The organism is Paenibacillus sp. FSL M7-0420 (assembly GCF_038002345.1).
Classification (GTDB): Bacteria; Bacillota; Bacilli; order Paenibacillales; family Paenibacillaceae; genus Paenibacillus_AQ.
In genome coordinates this window covers 570,589-593,420 of the sequence record NZ_JBBOCJ010000001.1, presented here as the reverse complement: position 1 = coordinate 593,420, position 22,832 = coordinate 570,589, and the positions used below count along the sequence as shown (strand labels likewise).

The following is a 22,832-nucleotide window of genomic DNA, read 5'->3' as shown; positions in this document are numbered from 1 at the left end:
TCCAATGCTTCCCAATCATTGCGTGCTGTCTGCCCTCCCGTCTGGCGCTTGCATCCCCCTCCTGCCAGGGCCTTCCCGGTTCATTCCCCTGCTCCCGTCCTTGAAGTTGGTGCCGCCGCCGTTCAGGCCGGGGAACCCGCCGGGCCGGGAATTGAAGTCTGCACTAGTAATATTCTGAGCAGTGACCGCTTCGCAGGAAGTGAGCAGCAGCGAACAACTAAGCATGCTAATAATTAAGGTGATGTAATATTTCTTAGTCCGCATGATTAGACCTCCTTGTCCCGGTCAGTAATACATATACGTCTTGGACACCCAAGCAGGATAAGACGAGCAGCAGCGGATATACGGGATACAGGTACCGGGACTTGATCTCCCAGAGCAGGTAGAACCCGATGAAGCCAAGAATCACCAGAAGGAGCGGGGTCTCCGCGAAGCGCTTAGCCCGCAGTCCCCGGATTAACCGGATCAGAATGAAGACGTACATCAGGAAATTCTGGATATATAAGACCCACAGCAAGCCGCTCCGGTACATAGAAGCACCTTCAAACAGTCTGCTTGCAGCTGTGGAATAGCTGTAATGGCCCATCACCATGCCGCCTCTCCCGCCTGTGGAGGAGGCGGCTTCATTTCCAATCCCGTAGCGCTCCATCTGGTACGTCCCTTCCGTCCAGGTCCAGACCAGCTTTTTATAATACATTCCTGCAAGCCCGGTTAAGGTCGCACCGGAGAGCTTGCTGCGGATAGACGCCTTGAACAGTTCTACACTCTCCGCCTTATTGTAGCCGGCCTCCTGCTGGTAGATATTATAGCTCTCCCGGTCATCCCAGAACCCGAGTGTCTCCAGATTAATCCCCATATTCAGCCACATGTACACTGGAGCAGAATTGCCGGACGGCGATTCGTCCACAATGCCTGTTGCTTGAAGCGCCGTATTCTGAATCCAGGCAGGAAGAACCCACAGCAGCAGGGTTATGCCAAAGGCAGCAATGACCTTTTTCACGCCAATCGCCCGCAGGTTCAAGAGCAGACTGAGGACAATGGCTATTAGGAAGATCATACCTATACTGCGGAAGTAGTTGCCGAGTGTCAGCAGAACCGCCGCGAACAGCATATCCTTCATGGATCTTCTGCGGATGAACCTGACTGCGAAATAGAGCGCGCTGGTAAGCAGAGCCGTGGCAATTCCATCATTATAGATGAAGTTGCTCATGAACATAGCCGGTATATAGGTCGCAGCCACAATCAGAAGGCCATAGTTTTTGCTGCGGGATTGGGGTCTCAGTTCTTGGCCGAGCAGATAGATGACCAGCGTGGTGACGAGCGTGAACAGGATGTTGAAGCTTTTGATCACCAGATAATTGTCCGGGAACAGAAGCAGCAGCGTCTTCAGATACAGCACGAAGGAGAAATTAAAAGGGAACATGTACAGGTATCCGCCTGACTGAAAGGAGGAATAATCCTTGTCATAGAGCATAGCCCAGGCCAGGGACAGCACCGTCTGTGAATCATCTGTAGGCATGCGGGTGAACAGGAAAATAATCACGAGTTGCAGGATACCCGACAACAGCAGCACGGCAGGAATAACCTTGACCCGGCTGTACCCTTCAAGCTTCCGTGAGAGTCTGTACAGCACAAAGCCCAGGCCCAGAACAACTACAATCCATAGCAGGAACACAAGTGGCTGCTGCCCTTCCAGCACTGCCCGGTCACCATACACGGAATAATTATATTTCGCCCGGAACAAGAAGGATGAAGCGATGAACAGTCCCATGAACAAGGCGAGGATGAGTGTTACGATTTGCTGGATTCTTTTTACCATGATACCCTCCTGACCGGCAGCGCCCGGCGAGTCGTTCGCACGTGCCTTAATCCATATACGGAGTATACATAGTGAACCTGAATGTTAGTTGAAAGGATGCTTCAGACACGCCAAAAACCTCCGGGTCCTCTCCAGCCGCCGCATTCATAGATGCGCTCATGCCGGAAAAGCTTCCCGAAGGCTTGCTGCTTAACCTATTCTCCTCCTGTTGAATACGTACGGGTAATCACTTGCCAGCAACAGCACGAACCACACGAAAGCCCTGGTCATTCCCCCGGCTGCTCGGCTCGAATTTGCCGCGGAAGGATACCTCTGTGTTGTTCACTCCGCCGATCCAGCCGCCGCCCTTCACCAGCCGGACCGAGCCGGTCTTGCTATTCGAATCCCCTTCTCCATACCAGTTCCAGCACCATTCCCTTACGTTCCCTGACATATCATACAGTCCCAGCTCATTGGGCTGCTTGAGGCCGGTATTCCTCGGCTGGCTATGGTTGTTCTCAATCGCAGGCCAGTTCCAGTCCCCGGTCAGGAATTGATCGCCGGAGTTCCTCCAGTACCAGGCTACTTCCTCCGGATTGTCGCTTCCGCTATACGGGTTGCTTGTGCTCATCTGGCCTCCGCCTGCTGCATATTCCCACTCGGCTTCTGTCGGCAGACGGTAACCGTCCGCCCCTTCATTCGCCGTTACAGTCCATTTCATGAAATCCCGGTCACTTGTATTATTCGGATCGACCGTATTCTTGTCTATATTATAATAGGGGGCCAGGCCTTCCTTCACACTCCGCTCATTGCAGTACTCCACGGCATCATACCAGGTTACACTCTCTACCGGCAGCTTATCTCCTTGGAACTGCGAGGGGTTATTCTTCATCACTTCCAGCCATTCTTGCTGGGTGATCTCATATTTACCGATGTAGAAGTCCGGGAGGGTCATCTCTGTCCCGTAATAATTGGATTTCGTATCCTTAAAAGTACCGCCTTCCACCCGCACTAAACGCTCATCAGCGGCAGGCTTCTCCTGCGAGCAGGCACTGGCTATAACCGCGATTGCCATGCACAGAATCAGAATCATTAATCGTTTTCTCATGAACAGCTCTCCTTTGAGCAGATGGGCAAGGTACAGGACCTAAGCGAAGTTCGGTGCGCGAAAATGATAAGGCCGGCAGCTTGTCCACCCGGCCGGCCTTAGCCTGTCAACGATTAGCTGAACTTACGGTACTGCCCGAACGGCAAGTGCCGGTCAGCTTATCCTTTACCACACGGTTACGTTGGAGGAGCCGCTGCTCTGGTATCCTTCGGTAGCCAGTACCTGGTAAGACCAGTTGCTTCCCAGATTCATGCCTTTGCTCTTCCAGGCATTCACGTGGTTGTTGAACGTGATCTGAACATTGCTGCCGATCGGTCTTTTGGATTGTCTTACACTCCAGTACTGAGGGAATGTGGCATTTCCGTCAATTGAAGGAGCGTCGTAACGCATTGTGGTGTAAATATCATAGGTACCTCCATCACTGTTCACAGTACCTTTGAACTGGCCGGTAGGTCTGTAAGTCCCCCAGCTATCGACCACGTAATATTCAATAAGGGCATTCCGGGTCCATCCGTAGAAGGTCAAATATCCGTTACCGGAAGGTGAAAAGACACCCGCGTTATAATTGACGACCCGGTTCGCCGTGCCGTAGGTCCAGCCTTTACCGACTACGAAGTTCCCGGTGTTATACCAGTTCACACTGTAATTCCCGCCACTTCCGTTCACCGCATTCACGGTTCCGCCGCCATCGGTCCAGTTCTGCCAATAATCTGTTGCGCCTGCAGTAGCTGCGAACGCGCTGAAGCTCAGTGCCGCTGTCATTAATACCGTAAGAAGTTTCTTTTTCATTGTAAATTAATACCTCCCGATTATAATGTGTTTGCTTACAGCTTACTGCTCCCAGCAGAATATAACTTATCCTGATGGTTATCCCATATATTTACTCGTCCTCCTTTCGAGATGATTATATCTAGTAAGCGTTTACATTTCTCTCTGCAAACTAAAGATTAACCCCCAATTTTTATTGATATTATGAAATTATTGGGTCTAATCGACGGGATCTTTGCTCTCGCGGGAAGCAAGTGGCGGAAATTCGGGAAATTTCGTCAGCGGCGGACTAACATTTGCTCATTCAGCCCACTTTTGCCGTAATCAGGTGCACTAATGCTCTTCATTGGCTCATCCGGCCTACTTTTGCCGAAATCAGGTGTACTAATGCTCTTCATTGGCTCATCCGGCCTACTTTTGATGAAATCAGGTGTACTAATGCTCTTCATTGGCTCATCCGGCCTACTTTTGCTGGAATCAGGTGCACTAATGCTCTTCATTGGCTCATCCGGCCTACTTTTGCTGGAATCAGGTGCACTAATGCTCTTCGTAACCTGAGAGTGGGCCTTTCAGTTCATCCTCCGGCCCACCTTCAGCCCACCAAAGGGATCGGTCCCTTTCTTCCACCTCGTCCCGCCTTCATATCCGTCCAACGCCAAAAAGCCGCCCCGGAACGAGACAGCTCAACACTCAGCTATAGCTCACTTGTCACTACTGTCACTATTCATCCATCGCTACATACTCACCGTTCACCTGCAGCCGCTTAGCCCATCCGGATGACAGCCTTGACCACATCCTCCTTATTGTCGATCACGTAATCGAACGCTTGCTGCGTCTCCGCGAAGTTGAATTCGTGGGTGACGATGCCCTTGACGTCAATCTTGCCGTCCGCGATGGCTCCGATGGCTGCCGGATACAGGTTGCGGTACCGGAAGACCGACTTGATGTCGGCCTCCTTGAACATAATCTGCATGAAGTCAAAGTCGATGATATCCTTGGCAGCTAGGCCTACGAGGACAATGGTCCCGCCTCTTTTGACCAGATAAGGGGTCTGCTTCACCGTATGCTCGCTGCCTGCCGTCTCGATGACCTTATCCACGCCCGCGCCACCGGTCCAAGCCGCAATAACCTCCAGTACATCCTCCCGTCTGGCGTTAATCACCCGCGTAGCCCCTAGCTTCATCGCTGCCTCCAGCCGCTTCTCAATGATGTCCACCACCACAATCTCCGTAGCCCCGTACGCCTTGCAGGCCAACAGGGTGACCAGCCCGATGCAGCCCGCTCCCAGAATCACCACACGGTCCCCCAGCTTAACGCCGCCCTGCGCCGCAGCATGGAGTCCCACCGCCAGCGGCTCCACCAGCGCCCCCTCCTCCGAAGACACATTATCCGGCAGCTTGAAGGCCATGTTCTCCGGAAAAGCCATATAATCCATCAGACAGCCATGGTACGGCGGCGTAGCCAGGAACTGTACATCCGGACACAGATTATACTTGCCGCTCTTGCAGAACTCACATTGTCCGCAGGTCACACCAGGCTCCAGGGCTACCCGGTCCCCCACCTTCAGATGCTTCACGCCAGGGCCAAGCTCCACCACTTCTCCGGCGCATTCATGCCCTAGAATGAAATCTCCGTCCACCACGAAATCGCCGATCCGGCCATGCTCCAGGTAATGCACATCCGAGCCGCAGATGCCGACAACCTCCAGCTTCACAATGACCTCGCCCGTTTGGGCTACAGGCATGCCGATTTCCTTCATTGCCATTTGCTTCAGATCTGTCATATAACAAGCTCTGTTCTTCATCTGTTTCTCCTCCTCAGGGACATTAGCTTGCTCTTATAAAAACTACTGTTACTTCAAGACTTCTGCCTTCTTCAGTTATATAATAATATACTTTTATAAAACTATTTAAATAAGATTATAGTCAGATTTAAAGTGAAGTCAACAAAAACTCCCCCAGAGCAGGACAGTGCCGCGCTTGCAGCAACGTCCCTCTTGTGGAGGAGCGGGGAAAGCAGATATTGTATTAGGTAAATCAACCCGGTTCTAGATGCTGTCGATAAACTCCGTCACCAGCTCCAGGGCAGCGCCCACAGCGGTAGCCTCCAGCTTGTATTTGCAGACCCGCAGGTAGGAACCATCCTGTTCGAAGGTGTTCTTGCCCGCTGCTAACGCCTGAAGCTCATCGATGTATTCCTCCATGTAAGCTCCGGCATAGCCGCCGAGAATCACATCGCAATCGTACAGCATCCGCAGGTTATTCACTGTAATGATCAGATAGCCCACATACTCCTGCCAGATAGCCTGCTGCTCCTTCTTGCCCTCTCCCAAGAGCCGGAAGAATTCCACAATACTGCCCCCGGTGCTGTCCGAGAGGATTTTCGCGGAGCAGTAGGCATCGACACAGCCCTTCTGCCCGCAGTAGCAGGTCCGGCCTCCTGGCAGAATCGTCATATGCCCGAACTCCCCGCTGCGGTGGTTCTGGCCTGCATAGATCTGATTACCTACTATAATGGCACCGCCCACGCTATTGTTAAGGGACAGATAGACCACATTGTGTATGTCCTGCTCCCCCCACAGTTCAGTGAGCCCCGCCGCATTCGCATCATTGCTCAGGACGCAGGGATAAGGGATGTATTCGGCGAACCGCCGGACACTGCCTCCCTTGAAATCTATGACTGTAGCATAGCTCACTGTCTGCCGGTCCCCGGATAGAATCGCGGGCAGCGCAATGCCTACACCGAGAATCTGGCTGCGTTCCAGCTGACAAGCCTCTATGAAATCCTCTACCAGCTTGCCTACTCCCCGGAAGTAATTCTCCTCATTCGCAAATGGATAATGATTCCTGACATTCTTAATGATCCTGCCGCTCAAATCAATGACGACAATTCCCACATGATTCAGGGTAACATCCAGTCCGACAGCATAACCCGCCACACTGTTGCAGGCCAACGACTTGGCCTTACGGCCTCCGGTGGATTCATACAGCCCTGTCTCCTCAATCAGCCCGCGTTCCTGCAGCTCCTTGAGATTCTGTGTCACGGTGGGAAGACTTAGACCTAGCGCCTGCGCAATCTCCTGAATGGAAGTGGACTCACGGTGGTACAGGTACCGGTAAATGGCGTTTCGGTTCATCTTTTTAACTTCCATACTGTTCAAGCGATGTGTCGCCATTCGAATCCCCCCCACTTTTACAAATGTACTTTATAATTTTATACATATAATATGCAATCACACTCGTTATAGCAATTATTGGCTGCTTTAATTGTGAATATTTTCACTTAATTGATTTTATTGTATCAAGAATTGGAAGTTAAGTCATTAATCTTTTGGGACGTTGACGGGTCAACCTATCGCTTCATCCCGATTCACACTTTATTTTAGTATGTTATAATCAAAAAAATCAGCCAAGGAGAAGCCTATGAACCCTATTCAAGAGATTACAGACCGGAACCAGACACTCTCCCAAGAACTGCTAGTCATCTGGGAGAACGCTTTGCGGGCTACGCACCTATTCCTCACCCCGCAGGATATTGAAGACTTGCGTCCCTTAGTTCTGCAAGGGATTGCAGAGATCCGGCATCTGATTACGTATACCCATCCGGAGGGGCATCCCCTCGGCTTCATCGGCATTCAGGATCAGAAGATTGAAATGCTGTTCGTTGATCCCGCAGCCCGGGGACAGGGGATTGGCAAGGAACTGGTCATGTACGCCATACACGCTCTGAACGTACACTCCGTGGATGTGAATGAAGACAATCCCCAGGCTGCCGGATTCTACGAACATTTAGGCTTCCGGGTCTACAGCCGCTCCGAACAGGATGAGCAAGGCAAGCCATGGCCCATCCTGCATATGCGGTTATAGCATGAACAGCCGTGACTCTCTCGCCGTCCAAATATTCAGCGCCTGTGTACGGACTGCGGGATTCGCATGATTCCTGTACTCCCGCAGACGCTCTGATGGTTCCGGGCTCCAGCGGAGCGCCGTTCCCGCTGCTTCCAGCAAGGACAGTCCGAGATACGGAGCTTCATAAGAGGGTTCTGCCCGCAGCACATCCACAATCTCAAGCAATGTCTCTGCTGTCCAGTATCCGGCGCTGTTCTCCAGGCTGACGGCAAACCCGCGGTACAACTCACTCAAGAGCTGCGGTTGACGGGTCACCTCCCGTGCGATCCGCTTCACATACACGGATGCCTCCTCTGCGTGACTCCAATCGATCACTGCGATATATAAGGTCAAGACAAGCTCTTGTAAAGTCTCATCGGCGGCCAGCGTGTCGGCCAGCTCCAGGTACAACGGGGTAAGCTGTATGCTTGTACTCTTAGGCAGACCGGTTAACTGCTTGATGAGCACCTGCAGGCGCTGCCGGTGCGGCAGGTCTCTATCCGCTGCTGCATTCCATTCCTGCGTCACGGGTGTTGCCGCTAGCTCCCGGCAGATATCGGCTACAACCGCGTTCACCTTGCCGTCCCGGGCGGCTTCAATCAGTGTCATCATCGCGAACTCCCAGCTGGAGCTGTCCTTCAGACCCGCAACCGCCTGGGCCGCAGTTGCCGCAACAGTGCCTTCATAACCGCTTGTCCACCACCTCATGGAGCTATAAGCCTGGCTGCTGACGGATACATCCGGATGATCGGCAATCTCTATGATTAAGTCCAGATAACGCGGTCTGTAAGCAAGCGGAAGCGCAGCAGGCTGCTGGGACAACAAGCTCACTGCGATATCACGCTCTGGAGAAGCCGCGATGGCACGCAGCACCTCCCAGCTCCGTTCATCGTCCAGCAGCCCCCTGGCAGCATGCCCTATAGCAATCACCACATCCTTATGCACAGCAGGCTTCGCGAACTCACGCAGGAGCAGCGGAAGACTGTCCTCACTTCTATATGCACCAAGCAGGCGGATGGCTTCCTTGCGGACGGTGATCTTCAGCTTCTCCCGGCTCAGCAGCGCCTTCAGTGCCTGAGACAGCTGCTGCGGACTGACCCGGCGGATGCACCTCGGGATGGAGTACATCGCTACACGGGCCCGGTCGCTATCCAGATGCTCCAGCAGCACAGGCAAGGATTTCTCCGGCTCCTCCAGCAGGGACAGGGCATGAAGCGCTGCCTCCGCTACCGCCACCTCTTTGTCCTGTACCAGCTCATACAGCCGCTCCGGGTTCACATCCGGCATGCTTGCCATGATTCTAATCGCTCTGGCACGCTCAAACAGGCTGTACTTGGGACCGAAGGCGATTGTGCTTAAAAGGGAGCCATATGCCTCCTGCTGACGCGGCAGCCAGCGGTGAAACCCGTCCGCAGCCGGAACAGGATATACCGTTTTGCCTGAGAGGAACTTACCCTTGATGACAGCCCCCGACAGGTAAGGGTCCAGCCATTCCTGACGCTTCAGATGCAGATGCTGAAACACCTCGTGGATCGTGATGTACGATGGATCTGCATCCAGCAGCTCCTTCACCCGTTCATCGCGCGTCTGCAGCGGCTCCAGCCAGAGCCGGGTTGCCCGGATCGCGGTTCCCTCGGTTTTGGCCCGGGTGGCTTCCCGTAAGAGCTGCTGTAGCTTGACGATGCCATAGCCTCTTTTACCAAATGAAGTTGCCAGGCTCAGCACCAGGTTGTAATTCTCCCGCTTCCCCGCCTGTGCGGCGTAGGAATAGATACTGTCAAAGATGATCTCTTCCACGCCCCGCGGCATATTCTTCGCAAGGGGCGGCAGGGAGAGCTGCCCGTCCTGCTTCGCCAGCTTCTGGAGCGTGTTCAGCGCGAACTTGAACAGCTCCCCGCCCGGCTCTGCCGCCTGATGGCGCAGAATCGAGAAGGCCAATTGCTGCACAGAGTATCTCGTACCGTAGGAGGTGTCTCTGGCGTCAATCACACTGTCCACCAGCACAGTAAGCGCAGGGACATGAGCAGCCTCGTACACAGACGCCGGACTCTCTGACAGCTCCTTGAACACCGCCCCCCGCACAGGGTCCTGATCATTGCGAATACGGCTTAAGGTCAGCAGTGTGGCATCCATGCCCTGTCTTGCCAGAACCGTGCTGCGGATTAGCTGCATCAGCGCCGTGGCGCGTTCGTCGGCATTCGATACCCGGGTGGCCTGCTCAAGCTGCTCACGAACCTGAAGAATGGAGCGGGCAGCAGTAATGCGCAGGGTACGCTCCCGGTTTTCCTTGATCTCACGCAGGCCCAGCATCCGGGCGGCCTCCCGGTCACGCAGCGCATGCGGCAATACATACAGCAGCCTCTCCGGGAAAATCCACTCCCGGCGCTTCTCCTCCTCATACGCAGCATCAAAAATCTCCTGGCGCTTAGATGGCGCAAGATGCTCCAGCAGCCGCGCCACATGCTGGGGCTGGTCTGCCAGCAGCTTGGCAAGCTGTGACCACTCGTCCATGGAGAGGAGCTTCACCCGCTTGAGCACAGCTTCAGGCACACCGTAAGCCATAAGCTCACCACGCGTCTGCGTCCGGATCAACAGCTCATACACCGCGCCCGGCCTCTGGCGCATCAGTGTGCCGAGATTCGCCTTAAGCACAGGCGGCAGCAGGTCTGCCGGCCCATGGTTCACGGCATAGGCCAGCACCAGGTCAGGCTTGCGACTACTCAGCTGCTCCATCGCGGAGGAGAACCGTGACCAGACCGTCCCCTTGGCCCTAAGCGGAGCTGCTTCCAGCTCTCTGGTGAAATACTCCGCGACCACCTCCAGGTGGCGGCTGGCCAGCTTCTTCCAGTCCTTGATCGCGTACCCCAGCTCCGCAAGCCGCGCACGGACGGTTGCCGCAGAGCAGGCCTGCAGCACAATCGCTGCCTCCTCCGGGCCCCACCGGGCCTGGACCACAGGCAATAGCCGTTCCGCCAGCTCCTGGCGGTTCATCAGGGCAACCGTGCGCAGCAGCTTGCGGCGGCAGTCCTGTGATAGCTCCGGAAGCTCGCGTTCAATCTCTTCGCCTGAGGCGACTTTGGGCAGCAGGCCCGCAGCCACATTCCGGATGCTTGCCATGGGGTGCTTCAGCCCCGCCAGAATCACAGAAGCATCCAGCGTGGCGATCGCTCCCATCAGGGCCAAGCGCGCCTCATACGCCCCGCCCGCCAGCAAAGCAGTCAGCAGCAGGGAGTATTCTGGAGATCCCAGGTGCTGCCGTCCTAAGGCTGTTATTCTTTTGATTCTATCGGAATACCCTAATTGATCCAGTTCCTTAAGTAAGCGCTCTTTGGTAAGCAGGTCCTGTCTGACCATGGTAAGTCCTCCTCTTGAATCGGTTCTGATTTCTTTCATCTTACAAAAAGCCGGAGTCCGCCCGCAACAAACCAAAGGGTAACCCCGAATCCGGTGCTTCCACCATCTTCAGGATTACCCTCTATACTGCTTGCTCTATCAGTCTACTCTTTGTCTTGCTTAGCCTGAACGAACACATACGTGTTCTCGTCCGACAAGGCCGCTTCATACCGGAAATCAAACCCGCTGAAGCCCTGAATCTCCTCGACGCTGGTAATCTGCTGCTCCGCCATGAACCGGACCATCTCGCCTCTGGCCATCTTGACCAGCGTCGCCCGCTCCACCACCTTGCCGCCGATCTCCTGCCCGAATACAACGCTAACCATCCGGACATGGCTGCCCAAGTACGGAGAGATGCACTTGCTATATTCCTTGGAGGCCAGATTCACAATAGTGTCACTCTCTGCGAACAGCTGGTCCGCCAATCTTCTGTTCCAGAACTCATAGAGGGTACTGAAGCCCGGCCCGCCCAGCTTGGCCTGCATCTCCAGCCTGTAAGGGACCACCCCGTCGAACGGCCGGACGATGCCATAGAACCCGGACAGGATCCGCAAATGCTGCTGCAGATAGTCCAGCTCCTCCGTCTGAAAAATCCCCGGCGCCATGTACTGGTACTGGATGCCCTCATAGGCGAAGATCGCCGGGGTCAGATTCCGGGTTAGATCCATCTCTTCAATCCGCTGCATATTCAGCGCGGCAATAGCGTCATTGCATTTCCACAGCGCCTTGGCTTCTGCGTAACTCAGCTTACGAAGCAGGGACAGGAGCGTCTGTGACTCGTGTAAGAACTGCGGAGCCTGGCGGGATTCCAGGAAATCCGTGTCCGTCTTCATCTTTTTGGCAGGTGAAATGATGATTCTCATGATACGCTCTTTTCTACCCCTACGGGAAAATAAATGTACCTCTATACTATCATATTATTCCCTCGCCGGCCCCCGGCCAAGTTATTCAGCAGCAAGCGGTACGAAGACAGAGGCGCAGTTCGCCCTCCCCTTATTCCCCCATCACCCGAATCACCGTATCAAAAGCTTCCAGCTCCACAACCTGCGGACCGTAGTCCGTCCCGATGGTGGTAAGCTGCGGCTGGCCGCTATTGTTGATCACAACCAGGCGCTTGCTCTCCGGATAATACGCACACTCGGTATAGAGGTTATCCGGGAGGTAGCGGGTCTCCTCCAGCTCGTTGCCGGCATAGCGGATCAGATTCAGCAGCAGGCGGGCATTCTCCCAGCTGAAGGCAAAGGACGGCAGGTAGATGCCCTTTCCTCTCCCGAAGCTATTCACAGTCAGGGCCAGCTTGCCCTCTGCCTCATGGACCACCGCAGCAGCCCCGTCGGTCAGATAGACCCCGTTCTTCGGTGTGAGGCTGACGCCATCCGGCACCAGATCCGGCACCGGCTGAACCTCATAAGCCCATTTGCCGTGCGCTACCCGTGCACCAGTGTCCTCATCCACCCCGAGAACATGCGCCATCCGGAAATAATGATCGTAGCCATCCACGGCGGAAGGCTGATTCACCCCGATGAGCGTACCGCCCTTATACACCCACTCCGTCAAGGCGTCCACCGCCTGGCTGTCCTTCCAGTGGTCCCCGCCGCTCCACGCCGAACCGGCGCTGCCTGCATTAATCACCACAGCCACATCCTGTAAGATACCCTGGCGGACATCCTCGAAGTCGATGAACTGCACCTCCACCGGCAAGCCGGACAAGGCCTCATTGATATGAATCAGGTCATGCATATACGTCTCATGGAAGTGGCCGGAGAGGGTCCACGACCGCAGCTTGCCCCACGAGTGCAGAACAGCTACCTTAGTCTTGATGTGATACGGCTTCCCCTGCCGGTGCAGCTCCTTGATCTCCCTGAATTCATCCGCAATCTTCTCAATATACGCGCAGAAATCCGGGTAAGGCTCGACCAGATGCAGATAGCCGCCCAGGCCAATCCGGTCGATTGGCTCACGCAGAAGGGCGCGCCGGATGTTAATCCAGTATTGCTTCGCATCGAGTGTGGGATTGCCCCCTTCCATGAAGGTAGGTGCACCGCCCAGGCCAACGGGGAACAGATACGGATGCAGCCGGATCTCATGTGTCTCCACCTTCACCCCTGAGCAGAGTCTGGCTTCATAGCCCGAGAACACGCATTTGATCATCCCGTCGAAGCCGAACTCCCCGAAGCGGTCATTGTAGGGCTCAGCGCCCACCCAGCTGTCATCATAGAAGACATAGGCCAGCTTGCCGTGCTTATGAACAATGTCAATTAACTGCTTGCCGAACCCGATGACGAAATCGTTGATAAAAGCCATATAGTCGAGCTTACGCTGCTCCGCCGCAATATGACTGACTCGGTATTTGCCGCCGTTCACGAAATCCTCTGCGGTCAGCGAATAGCCGTATTGCTCTGCGAACAGATCCAGTCCCCGGACGCTCACCGTGAAGTCGTAGGACCCCCAGTCTGAGAACAGATGGCGGTTCCGCCCGCTGCTGCCCCAGATCCAGGCGAAATTGTAGAACAGGGAGGTGAACCGGACCACGGTCGTCGCCTGATGCTCCCCGCACCAGTCCTCCATCCAGTCCAACAGGTACTGCCGGGTCCCGGGATACATCGGATCGATCTGCATCAGATGCTCTTTATCCCAGTGATTCGTCGTGTGGTTGTACATGGAGATCTCTTCCCAGATCCGGTAGGCCATGAAGCTGACGGTATATTTATGCCAAGGCGTAATGCCGGTTAGCACCACATTGCCGGACTCCCGGTCGTAATTCCACTGCTCCCCCGGCACCTCCTTCCCGGTTGTCCGGTCGTACACCTGCCAGTACTTGAACGCCTCACGGGAATCATTCACCCTGAATTGCTCCGCGAAGAAATCCTCCAGCAGATAAATGGATATGTAATCCTGCACAGCCACCTTCGGCCTTGTAATCAGGAAGGTCTGCTGCAGCTTGTCCGGGTTCTTCGACGCCCAGCCGTTATGGTCGCGGATGATGCACAGGGTCGAATAGATGCCGTAACCGGCACTGATAATCTCTTCCGACAACTGCGTGCCGTCACTGTCACGAATGACATCGGCCCCCCAGCGTTCGGCAAGCTTCAAGGTCAGTGCTTCATAACCGGCTTCCCCCGGCAGAGTAAAAGCTCCTGTGGAGCCTGTGGATTTATTCGCCATCGCCAATCCCTCCTATTTAAGCAGATCCGACAGGAACGCAAGCGCGAGGCCTTGGCCCCAGCCCTGAGTCCAGTCCTTGGGAATATGGCGGTACCCTTCACGGTCCTTCATGACGGCGGTGCCACCCGATACGTTCAATACACGTCCGTCTTCCGTGATGTTCTCCAGAATGCCCTTCAGGGCCTTTTGCACATACCGGGTATGCAGCGGATTGCCGTTATTCACCATGGCCGCCGCGATCCCGCAGGACGCCGACACCTCTTCATAGGACTCCTCATCGTCCAGCAGCGTGCGCCACAGGCCGTTCTCCGTCTGCACCAGCTTCAGCGCCGCCAGCTGATCCCGCAGCGAGCACTCCACATCCATACACTGCGGGTACAGATACCACTCCTTAAGCAGCGGCTTCACCTGCGACATGGTATAGGCTCCCCAGGCGTTCGCCCGGCCCCAGTACAGCCCGGACATATGGTCCTGCTTCACATGGTTATAACCGTGGAACCAGAGGCCGGTGCTTGGGTCCTGCAAGTATTTGATATGCCAGTAATACTGGTTAAGCGCGTCCTGAATCAGCTCCTGATCCTCCAGCTTGCTGCCCACACGCAGCAGGAAGAACGCCGCCATGAACAGCGTATCCGCCCAGGCCTGCTCCGGGAAGTCATTGGATACCGAGACCGTATGCTGCAGCACCTGATCCCCGAACCGAAGCGCTGTCCCCCGGATATAACCGATTTTACTCAACACAATATCCCAGTACTTCTGGTCCCCCGTCTCCTCATACAACGTGATCAGCATATGGCCCATCGCACAGGTGTTGACCGTCCAGTCGGGCAGGCCCAGCTCAATATATTCATCTACCCACTTCACCAGCTGGTCCAGGTACTCCTGGTTCCCCGTCGTCTGGTAGGCTCTGGACACCCCGTAATAGGCAACACCGCAAGGCCACTCCCACGTTAAATCCATCGCCAGTGTCTTCCTGGCAACCTTATCGATTACGCTTAAGATTTCTTCCCGGTTATATTGAACTTGAAGCATGTGTATTCCCCTCTCCTGTTCCTTGCGTCTTTTGAAGGCAGCTATCATTCGTCCATCCGCTTGCAAGCGCTTTACAGAATCTATTGTAAGCAGTAAAATGTTCTACATCTAAGCACATTCACATCAAAACTGCGCAGTTTCGACCCTTTATTCTTCATTCCTATTCTAACGCAAGAAGGACAGGAGCTGCTGAAGATGCCCAGAAAAAAGAAACCCGTCATTGAGTACCGCCACTATAGCCTGCCGATCCATTTCCCTGTCCTGCTGCTCAGCGGCGAACGCTGGAAGATCTCCGATATCAAGAGCGAGCATCTGCATTTCCACAACCATCTGGAGATCGGGATCTGCTATTCAGATAGCGGGATCATGGAGATTAAGGGCGAGAACGTGCCTTTTGCCGCCGGAGATGTGACCTTCCTGCCGCGGTATCTGCCCCACACGACGTACAGCTCTCCGGGAGAGGCCAGTCTGTGGTCCTATTTGTTTTTCTCGCCGGAGGATCTGTTTCAGCATTCCTTCAAGAGCGCCTACGCCGGCTTCGAGCCGAATCTCTGGGCAGTGCAGGGCAGCAATTGTATCCTAAGCAGGGACAAGCACCCCCTCGTCTATACGCTGGCCACCTCCATCGTCCTCGAATTGCAGCAGCAGAAGCCTTACTATCAGGAGAGTGCGTACGGCTTATTGCTGTCCCTGTACATTGAGCTGCTCCGCATTCATTCTACGAACGAAGCCTTGAGCGGGCAGGAGGCCGGGCATAGCCTGAAGGGCGATTTCGTGATCTCCCCTGCGCTGGAGTATATCACCAGGAACTATATGACGCCGATGACCATTAATGATCTGGCCGGGCTATGCCACTTAAGCACCACCCACTTCCGCCGCAAATTCCATGACATTATGGGCACATCCCCCCTCGATTTCCTGAGCAGCACCCGGATTGAGGAAGCCTGCAAGCAACTGAAGAGCACCGAGGATTCGATTCTGGAGATCTCGGAAAAGGTCGGCTTCCACTCGATCTCCAGCTTCAACCGCTGCTTCTCCAAGCTGATGGGCGTCTCCCCCAAGGAATGGCGCAAGGGTGCGCAGTCTGAGGCACAATCGGCGAAGGCGAGTATTTTGGAGTTCACGGGGTGGGTGTGAGTTCAGGTTATTTTCTTGCCAGCGCTACTCTTCGAATACTCTCTTGGGTCCAGGGAGGAGCCAGGGGATGCTTCAGGATCTCATCACAGGTCAGCCAATGGACGGCTTCCACTTCATCAGGACTCCGGTTAGTTGCTGTACCACTCTCATATTCACATAGGAACACCATATTGATGACATGGCGACCATCCTCAGTTACGAAGGAGGAGCTATACACAAAAGTAACCGCATCCTTGATCATGATGCCCACCTCCTCCTCGCATTCGCGCTTCACCGTCCGTTCGAGGATTTCGAGCGTGTTGCCCTCCATATCCACCTTTCCCCCTACAAGAGCCAGAGTCCCTCCTGCATGCTCTTCTTTGGTACTCCGTGTAATCACAAGCCACTTATCTCCCTTACAGATTGCTGCTTCTACATTAACAATGAACATGCCGCCATGCCCCTCTCCTGAAGATTCTGTTATAGCCAATTATAGCAAATACCAGACCTCATATAGCAAATACAAGGCTTCCAATCGCCCGGGTAATCAGCAAGTGTATATAACGCCCAAAAAGCGAATTCAGCTTATGCCTGAATCCGCTTTTTGGGGTTTGTACAGTTTAGTTTATACCATTAATCAATCAGCTCTGACTTCTGGAGCAGACGCTGGATCAGCACCGCCACTTCTGCGCGGGTCACGTTGGCTTTGGCCTCCAGCTTATTGCCGCTGCGGCCAGTGATTAAGCCGGCGGAGGCTGCGAGCGCCAGACTGTCCTTCGCCCAGGCTCCCGTGCGGCTTGCATCCGTGAAGCCTGCAAGCACGCCTGCGGTGTCCACTGTGCCCGTCTGTTCCGCGAGACCGGTCAGCTTCATCGCCTTGGCGAGGATGTTCATGGCCTGCTCGCGTGTGATCCGGTCTCCGGGACGGAAGGTTCCGTCCTCGAAGCCGGTAATCAGCCCCGCCCCGGACGCTGTCCCAACTGCTGCTGCATACCAGCTATTCGCCGGAACATCTGCGAACTTCGCAGCTCCCTCTCCAAGCTTCAGACCCAGACCGCGTACGATGATCGCTGCGAATTCTGCACGGGTGATGTCAGCGTTCGGGTTGAACGTGGATTCGTTCACCCCGTTAATGACCAGACGGGAGCCCATGTCATTCACTGCATTTTTCGCCCAATGCTTCTCCACATCCGCGAACGTCAGCGGATGCCAGACCACCGAATAGGTGCTGTTCGTCAGACTGTGGATCTCTGCGTAATATTTACCATCCTTCTGAATGAATCTGGTCGGTACATGGCGCACCGTTCCATCCGGATCGACAACGATACCCGTGGTAAGCCGGTTCGGGTTAACCCCCTGCGGAAGCGTCACTGTCCGCGATACATATGCATTGAACCGGCTCAGCTCTACTGTTGAGGTTCCGGAAGAAGCAGTAACTGTGAAATCCAGGATAGGCGCTGCAAGGGTCAGGCCGCCTCTGTCTGCCGCAGCGGTAACCACCTGATTCATGGCAGCCGAAGCATCACCAATGGTAATTCTCAGCGTAATATCCTCAAGCTTAACTCCGTCCCCGTTGCCTAATCTTGCGGCCAATGCGCCGATGTTAATCTCGGATGCAGGCAACGTATAGCTGCCCTTGCTGGTCTGAAGCACCAGGGTGGCCGCCACATTCTCCATATTCTTGATCATCTGGCCGCTCAATTCGCCGACAATCACATTCGAATCCAGCATCATCGGGATAGTTACTACAGCTCCGTTCCCCTCGGCATCCAGCTTCGCCTGAAGTTTGGCCGGATCTACAGCAATGGTCGTTGTTCTGAGATTGCCGATGGTCGTTGTGGTTGCTTTGCCTGCATTCTCCTCCTTGCCGTTCACAAGGACAATCACATCGGTAACCGTACTGGCCGGATTCCCGGAAGGGGTCCCGCTGTTCGGGTTACTTCCGCTTCCCGGGCTAACCGGATCGGGAGTCGGCGTTACCGGAGTAGTCATCGTAACTACTGCAATGACGCTGCCGTATTTTAACACCTTGCCGTCTCCATCTGCCTCAGCAATGCCAATCGTATCTCCGTCGGCTGCCGGAATCAGTCCCTGACTGCCTACAAGCGTGTATCCGTTCAGGAGCTCTCCCACATTCGGCACGATGATGCTGCCAGCACCAAAATTCTTATACAGCAGCTTATGTCCATCAGCCGGTGCAGGCGTAACCTTAATTTGTGTATAGCCGTTATTCTCTGCACCACTCGGATCACTGGCACTCACAGCCAAGTCCCCGGCAGGGATCAAGACATTCGTTGTAAAAGTCAACGTAGTTGCCGGTCCCGCCGGAACCGATCCGCTGGCCGCCACCCGTACCTTCACAGTATGCTCCCCGCTGAGGTCCGGCAGGTTGGTTCCGTCATAACGAACGAAGGGTCCTTCATCCACGGAGAATTCCATGCTGGTGTTCAGGCCCGCAATCGTATTGTTCAGATCATCCGCCACTACTTCTGGAGCCCCCGGGATCACGGCATCCGAGTCATGCACAGTCACCTGAGCAATAGCAGAAGCAAAGTCCGTTGACGTAGCCTTCACCCTCACATAGTACGTGTCTGGTGCAAGACCGGTAATTGTAGTGTCTGTTACTTCTGTCCAAGCCTCAGTGTCCCCAATCCGGTATTCCATCTGGACGGTCAGATTCTGCAGTGTTCCGTCATTGGCTCCGTTATAGGTCACATCCGTTACACTCACTCCGACTGGAGCGGCCTGACGCGCAGGAACACCCAGCACTTGCGCATCACTATCGGTGGTGGTCACCCCGTCGCCCGTCTTCACGATAATCAGGGTGGTTCCCAGCCAGCTGCTGTCTAGCGGCAGCGTTCCGTCTATAGTGGCCGTAACAGCCGCACCATTTACGGTGTATACCCCTTCTGGAATCAGACCTGTCAATCGCTCAGCGGTGTAATCAATCACCGCCGCAGGCGTCACTTCCGCCTCAGAGGCAAAGGAATTCACTGTCACTTCCACCGCAGCGGAGCTGAACGCCGTTGCTGTCGCCTTCGTGCGGACATCATAGACGCCTGGTGCAAGGCCTGTGACGGTGGTGCCTGGAACATCTGTCCATGCGCCTGCTGTACCTTTTCTATATTCCATGGCTGTTGTCACATTCGTGAGCGTGCCATTCTTCGCTTGAATCGCCGTTTCGTCTGTTGAAGCTACATCCACAGGTGCTGCCGGACGGGCAGGAACAGTCAAGCTCTGCGCCGCACTGTCAATGGTTGTGGACGCATTCCCCTGCTTCACCAGGCTCAGGGAGCTGCCCAGCCAAGAGCTATCCAGTGCCAGCTTGCCATCTGCATCCGCTGTTACGGTCAACGTACCGTTCAGTGTATACAGGCCATTCGCCGTCAAACCGTTCAACTGCTCAGCTTCGTAGTCAATGAGCGCTGCCGGGGTCGCTTCCGGTATCGCTACATACGCTACCACATTCACGCTCTGTGCTTCCGAGGCAAAAGCCGTCAAAGTCGCCTTGATCTGGACGTAGTACGTTCCCGGAGCAAGCCCCGACACTTGTGTGCCCGTCACATCCGTCCATGCGCCTGCGACACCTTGCTTGTACTCCATGGCCGGAGTCACATTCGTAAGCGTACCGTTCTTCGCGTTAATCGCCGTCTCATCCGTTGCCGTAACTCCGACAGGTGCTGCCGGACGGGCAGGAATGCTCACGGTTTGCACCGCACTGTCAATAGTCGTGGACGTATTCCCCTGCTTCACAAGGCTCAGGGTGGTTCCCAGCCACGAGCTATCCAGCGCCAGCTTGCCCGCCGCATCCGCCTGTATCGATAACGTGCCATTCACCGTATAGAGACCATTCGCCAGCAGACCGCTCAGCTGCTCGGCCCCATAGTCAATCACCGCTGCCGGGGTGGTCTCTACCAGTGGCACATACGCATTCACCGTTACACTATACGCTTCCGAGGCAAAAGACGACGCCGTCCGTTTCACACGGACCTCGTACGTACCCGGAGCCAGGCCCGCCACTGCTGTACCGGTCACATCTGTCCATACTCCCCCGGTACTTAGCTTGTACTCCATCGCAGCATTCACATTCGCAAGTGTACCGTTGTTCGCCTCTATTCCCAGTTCATCCGTTGCCGTCACACCTGTTGGTGTCGCCGGACGGGATGGAATGTTTAGCATCTGTGCCGCACTGTCTACAGTTGTCGTAGAATCCCCCTGCTTCACAATACTCAGGGACTCTCCCAGCCAGCTCTGCTCCAGCGCCAGCGTGCCAGCAGCAGTCGCCGTTACCGCTGTACCGTTCACGGTATACGTGCCATTCGCCGTCAGACCGCTCAGCTGCTCGGCCTCATAGTCGATCACCGCTGCCGGGGTTGTCTCTACCGTTGGCACATACGCTTTCACCGTTACACTATACGCTTCCGATACAAAAGACGACGCCGTCCGTTTCACACGGACCTCGTACGTACCCGGAGCCAGTTCCGTCACTGCTGTACCGGTCACATCTGTCCATACTCCCCCGGTACTTAGCTTGTACTCCATCGCAGCATTCACATTCGCAAGTGTACCGTTGTTCGCTTCTATTCCCAGTTCATCCGTTGCCGTCACACCTGTTGGTGCCCCAGGACGGGAAGGAATGACCAGCACCTGCGCCGCACTATCTACGGTTGTCGTAGCATTTCCTTGCTTCACAATACTCAGGGACTCTCCCAGCCAGTTCTGCTCCAGCGCCAGCGTGCCAGCCGCAGTCGCCGTTACCGCTGTACCGTTCACGGTATACGTACCATTCGCCGTCAGACCGCTCAGCTGCTCGGCCTCATAGTCGATCACCGCTGCCGGTGTCGGCTCCAGCGCCGGCTTGAACAGCGATACGGTTGCTGTCAGCGGCGAACCGCTGACCGTGTATCCGCTTGGCGAATTCACAGCTACGGATACATCGCCCTCGCCGGTCACTGAAGTAAGCGCAAGGCTCCAGGCCGTCCCCGACCCGCTCAAGAACCCTTTTACCGCAGAGCCTGTACCATCTGTAATGGTGATATCATCTGCCGTCAGTCCGGTAATCGCAGTATCAAAGGTCAGGTCAATCTTCGTTGAAGTGGTTGTTCCGGGTACGCCGTCTGCTACTGCCGATTGCAGCACTACCGGAGTTAAGGCCACCCTGTTGAACAGCTTGCCGGTGATTCGGAAATGAGTGGCATCTGTGTTATCTGTTGTGATGAAAACAATCTTGTCGCCAAAGGCCGGATATACAGCGAACTTCGCATAGTACTCCACATTGAACATCCAGGTGTCTTCATTGTATCCCTGAAATACAGCCGGAGCGGAAGCCACAGCCTGATCCGTTGTATACAGCAGGGTTCCATCATTGTCATAGTAATTCAGGTAAGCGTACTGGGTTCCTGACCACTCTGCGCCGTAGTTATAGGCATCGTCAATGGCCTTATTCGACGCGGCGTCCGTGCTTACCGTTACGAATCCCGGCAGTGCGCCTGCCTTATAGACAGCGGCAGATGCCTCGCCCAGCGAACCATTTACGTTAAATCCGCCTTGGCTTACCCCCGCATTGTCATATAAGGAGACACTGGTAATTCCGGTTTGCCAGCTGTATTGACTGAACATGAAATTCCCGTTGCTCAGCGTAGACAGATATAGCTGCTTCTCATTCGTTCTCGCGCCAACATTAATGGTGGTTATGGAGGTTCCGTTGTTATTGAATAACTGCAGATAGATATTATCGTTTGAGGGTCCCGAATTGTACGCAGCCATATACACGCCATCACCAGCGGCTACGTAGGACATGCTCGCATTAGCATCTACCAACAGGGTTTCGCTTGATACCGGTACGCCGGCAGCAGTGAAGACACGGGTAACCGTGCTTTTATTGTCATTTCGTTGCCAGGAAAAAGCGATATCGCCGTTAGACAGCTCAGCCGCAGAGATAAAGCGCGTTAGCTGCGGCAGACTGGCCGCACTGAAGGTATTCAGCCGGGTCTGGCCGGTCACCTTCTGGCCGTTCTTATCCAGCACTATGAAATAGGCATTTGGTGTACTCTCGATAACTGTGCCTAGCTGCGTGTTGTACTCGCTGGAGTCGCTTTTACTGTACATAATCAGCAAATTGCCGTTATTGAGTGCAAGCATACTCACATACGTCATTTTGTAATAGGTGTCCATCAGGCTGCCCAGGTTAACGTCCGTCATAAGCGTTCCTGCGCTGTTAAAGACTCTCAAAAAGTTAGATGCCGTGTAAGAATTCCCCTGATAGACGAATGAATTCAGCAGGACCGCCGTACTTCCATCCTGTAGACCCTGCGCATCTGCCAGATTCTTGCCCGCCGCATACGTAACCGGAGGCTCAATTACAAAATCAGCCGCTTCATTGAACGACGACACCGCCGCATAGACACGGAGTGACATCATGGGCAGCAGTCCGATCACCAATACCACAGCCAGCCCGATTTTCCCCAATTTCTTAAACATCGCTTTCCTCCTTGTCGAATGACCATTTCCATAATATTGATAACGCTTCCGCAAAATTCTGAACATGCTCTGCACATGCCCGGCA

The 22,832-nt window shown here is 54.7% G+C and carries 14 protein-coding genes; 2 read left to right on the top strand and 12 right to left on the bottom strand.

Annotated elements, in window-relative coordinates; translation table 11 throughout:
- Positions 1–15: 15 nt before the first annotated feature.
- From MKX51_RS02550 to MKX51_RS02525, 6 genes are all read right to left on the bottom strand, one after another.
- Entirely contained in the window at positions 16–264 is a 249-nt protein-coding gene (locus MKX51_RS02550; RefSeq protein ID WP_340991096.1) for a hypothetical protein, read from the bottom strand.
- Positions 254–1,819: a glycosyltransferase family 39 protein gene (locus tag MKX51_RS02545; protein ID WP_340991095.1), complete on the bottom strand. Its 1,566-nt coding sequence runs from the start codon at positions 1,817–1,819 to the stop codon at positions 254–256. The genes MKX51_RS02550 and MKX51_RS02545 overlap by 11 nt, the downstream gene beginning before the upstream one ends.
- Before the next feature lie 226 nt (positions 1,820–2,045).
- Positions 2,046–2,906, bottom strand: a complete 861-nt coding sequence (locus tag MKX51_RS02540; protein ID WP_340944137.1) for a formylglycine-generating enzyme family protein — start codon at positions 2,904–2,906, stop codon at positions 2,046–2,048.
- A gap of 165 nt (positions 2,907–3,071) precedes the next feature.
- A complete protein-coding gene (locus MKX51_RS02535) occupies positions 3,072–3,695 on the bottom strand; it encodes a glycoside hydrolase family 11 protein (RefSeq protein ID WP_339222314.1) in 624 nt (207 codons plus the stop codon).
- A gap of 742 nt (positions 3,696–4,437) precedes the next feature.
- Entirely contained in the window at positions 4,438–5,478 is a 1,041-nt protein-coding gene (locus MKX51_RS02530; RefSeq protein WP_340991094.1) for an NAD(P)-dependent alcohol dehydrogenase, read from the bottom strand.
- A 243-nt stretch (positions 5,479–5,721) separates the two neighbouring features.
- The gene (locus MKX51_RS02525) at positions 5,722–6,849 is read right to left on the bottom strand and encodes an ROK family transcriptional regulator (protein ID WP_340991093.1); all 1,128 of its coding nucleotides are present in this window, start codon (positions 6,847–6,849) and stop codon (positions 5,722–5,724) included.
- Between the two features lie 247 nt (positions 6,850–7,096).
- Between MKX51_RS02525 and MKX51_RS02520 the strand changes: the two genes are divergently transcribed.
- A complete protein-coding gene (locus MKX51_RS02520; protein ID WP_340991092.1) occupies positions 7,097–7,540 on the top strand; it encodes a GNAT family N-acetyltransferase in 444 nt (147 codons plus the stop codon).
- Here MKX51_RS02520 and MKX51_RS02515 read toward each other — a convergent pair.
- The 4 genes from MKX51_RS02515 to MKX51_RS02500 form a co-directional block, all read right to left on the bottom strand.
- Positions 7,535–10,915 carry a HEAT repeat domain-containing protein gene (locus MKX51_RS02515; RefSeq protein WP_340991091.1) on the bottom strand — a complete coding sequence of 1,127 codons (3,381 nt, stop codon included), beginning with the start codon at positions 10,913–10,915 and terminating at the stop codon, positions 7,535–7,537. The two genes, MKX51_RS02520 and MKX51_RS02515, sit on opposite strands and share 6 nt — an antisense overlap.
- 143 nt (positions 10,916–11,058) lie before the next feature.
- Positions 11,059–11,817 (bottom strand): peroxide stress protein YaaA, encoded by a 759-nt coding sequence (gene yaaA / locus MKX51_RS02510; protein WP_340991090.1) that lies wholly within the window; start codon positions 11,815–11,817, stop codon positions 11,059–11,061.
- A 130-nt stretch (positions 11,818–11,947) separates the two neighbouring features.
- The gene (gene gnpA / locus MKX51_RS02505; protein ID WP_340991089.1) at positions 11,948–14,119 is read right to left on the bottom strand and encodes a 1,3-beta-galactosyl-N-acetylhexosamine phosphorylase; all 2,172 of its coding nucleotides are present in this window, start codon (positions 14,117–14,119) and stop codon (positions 11,948–11,950) included.
- Between the two features lie 12 nt (positions 14,120–14,131).
- On the bottom strand, positions 14,132–15,151 hold the full coding sequence (locus tag MKX51_RS02500) for a glycoside hydrolase family 88/105 protein (RefSeq protein ID WP_340991088.1): 1,020 nt from the start codon (positions 15,149–15,151) through the stop codon (positions 14,132–14,134).
- A 195-nt stretch (positions 15,152–15,346) separates the two neighbouring features.
- Between MKX51_RS02500 and MKX51_RS02495 the strand changes: the two genes are divergently transcribed.
- On the top strand, positions 15,347–16,288 hold the full coding sequence (locus tag MKX51_RS02495; protein ID WP_340991087.1) for an AraC family transcriptional regulator: 942 nt from the start codon (positions 15,347–15,349) through the stop codon (positions 16,286–16,288).
- 7 nt (positions 16,289–16,295) lie between these two features.
- Here MKX51_RS02495 and MKX51_RS02490 read toward each other — a convergent pair whose 3' ends face one another.
- Both MKX51_RS02490 and MKX51_RS02485 read right to left on the bottom strand, forming a co-directional pair.
- Positions 16,296–16,718, bottom strand: a complete 423-nt coding sequence (locus MKX51_RS02490) for an NUDIX domain-containing protein (RefSeq protein ID WP_340991086.1) — start codon at positions 16,716–16,718, stop codon at positions 16,296–16,298.
- A gap of 182 nt (positions 16,719–16,900) precedes the next feature.
- Positions 16,901–22,747, bottom strand: coding sequence for an S-layer homology domain-containing protein (locus MKX51_RS02485; protein ID WP_340991085.1), 5,847 nt, complete (start codon positions 22,745–22,747; stop codon positions 16,901–16,903).
- Between the last annotated feature and the right edge of the window lie 85 nt (positions 22,748–22,832).

What these genes read in the sequence shown, in the direction of transcription:
- MKX51_RS02550 (WP_340991096.1), bottom strand. Translation starts at nt 264, where the DNA reads ATGCGGACTAAGAAATATTACATCACCTTAATTATTAGCATGCTTAGT.
- MKX51_RS02545 (WP_340991095.1), bottom strand. Translation starts at nt 1,819, where the DNA reads ATGGTAAAAAGAATCCAGCAAATCGTAACACTCATCCTCGCCTTGTTC.
- MKX51_RS02540 (WP_340944137.1), bottom strand. Translation starts at nt 2,906, where the DNA reads ATGAGAAAACGATTAATGATTCTGATTCTGTGCATGGCAATCGCGGTT.
- MKX51_RS02535 (WP_339222314.1), bottom strand. Translation starts at nt 3,695, where the DNA reads ATGAAAAAGAAACTTCTTACGGTATTAATGACAGCGGCACTGAGCTTC.
- MKX51_RS02530 (WP_340991094.1), bottom strand. Translation starts at nt 5,478, where the DNA reads ATGAAGAACAGAGCTTGTTATATGACAGATCTGAAGCAAATGGCAATG.
- MKX51_RS02525 (WP_340991093.1), bottom strand. Translation starts at nt 6,849, where the DNA reads ATGGCGACACATCGCTTGAACAGTATGGAAGTTAAAAAGATGAACCGA.
- MKX51_RS02520 (WP_340991092.1), top strand. Translation starts at nt 7,097, where the DNA reads ATGAACCCTATTCAAGAGATTACAGACCGGAACCAGACACTCTCCCAA.
- MKX51_RS02515 (WP_340991091.1), bottom strand. Translation starts at nt 10,915, where the DNA reads ATGGTCAGACAGGACCTGCTTACCAAAGAGCGCTTACTTAAGGAACTG.
- yaaA (WP_340991090.1), bottom strand. Translation starts at nt 11,817, where the DNA reads ATGAGAATCATCATTTCACCTGCCAAAAAGATGAAGACGGACACGGAT.
- gnpA (WP_340991089.1), bottom strand. Translation starts at nt 14,119, where the DNA reads ATGGCGAATAAATCCACAGGCTCCACAGGAGCTTTTACTCTGCCGGGG.
- MKX51_RS02500 (WP_340991088.1), bottom strand. Translation starts at nt 15,151, where the DNA reads ATGCTTCAAGTTCAATATAACCGGGAAGAAATCTTAAGCGTAATCGAT.
- MKX51_RS02495 (WP_340991087.1), top strand. Translation starts at nt 15,347, where the DNA reads ATGCCCAGAAAAAAGAAACCCGTCATTGAGTACCGCCACTATAGCCTG.
- MKX51_RS02490 (WP_340991086.1), bottom strand. Translation starts at nt 16,718, where the DNA reads ATGTTCATTGTTAATGTAGAAGCAGCAATCTGTAAGGGAGATAAGTGG.
- MKX51_RS02485 (WP_340991085.1), bottom strand. Translation starts at nt 22,747, where the DNA reads ATGTTTAAGAAATTGGGGAAAATCGGGCTGGCTGTGGTATTGGTGATC.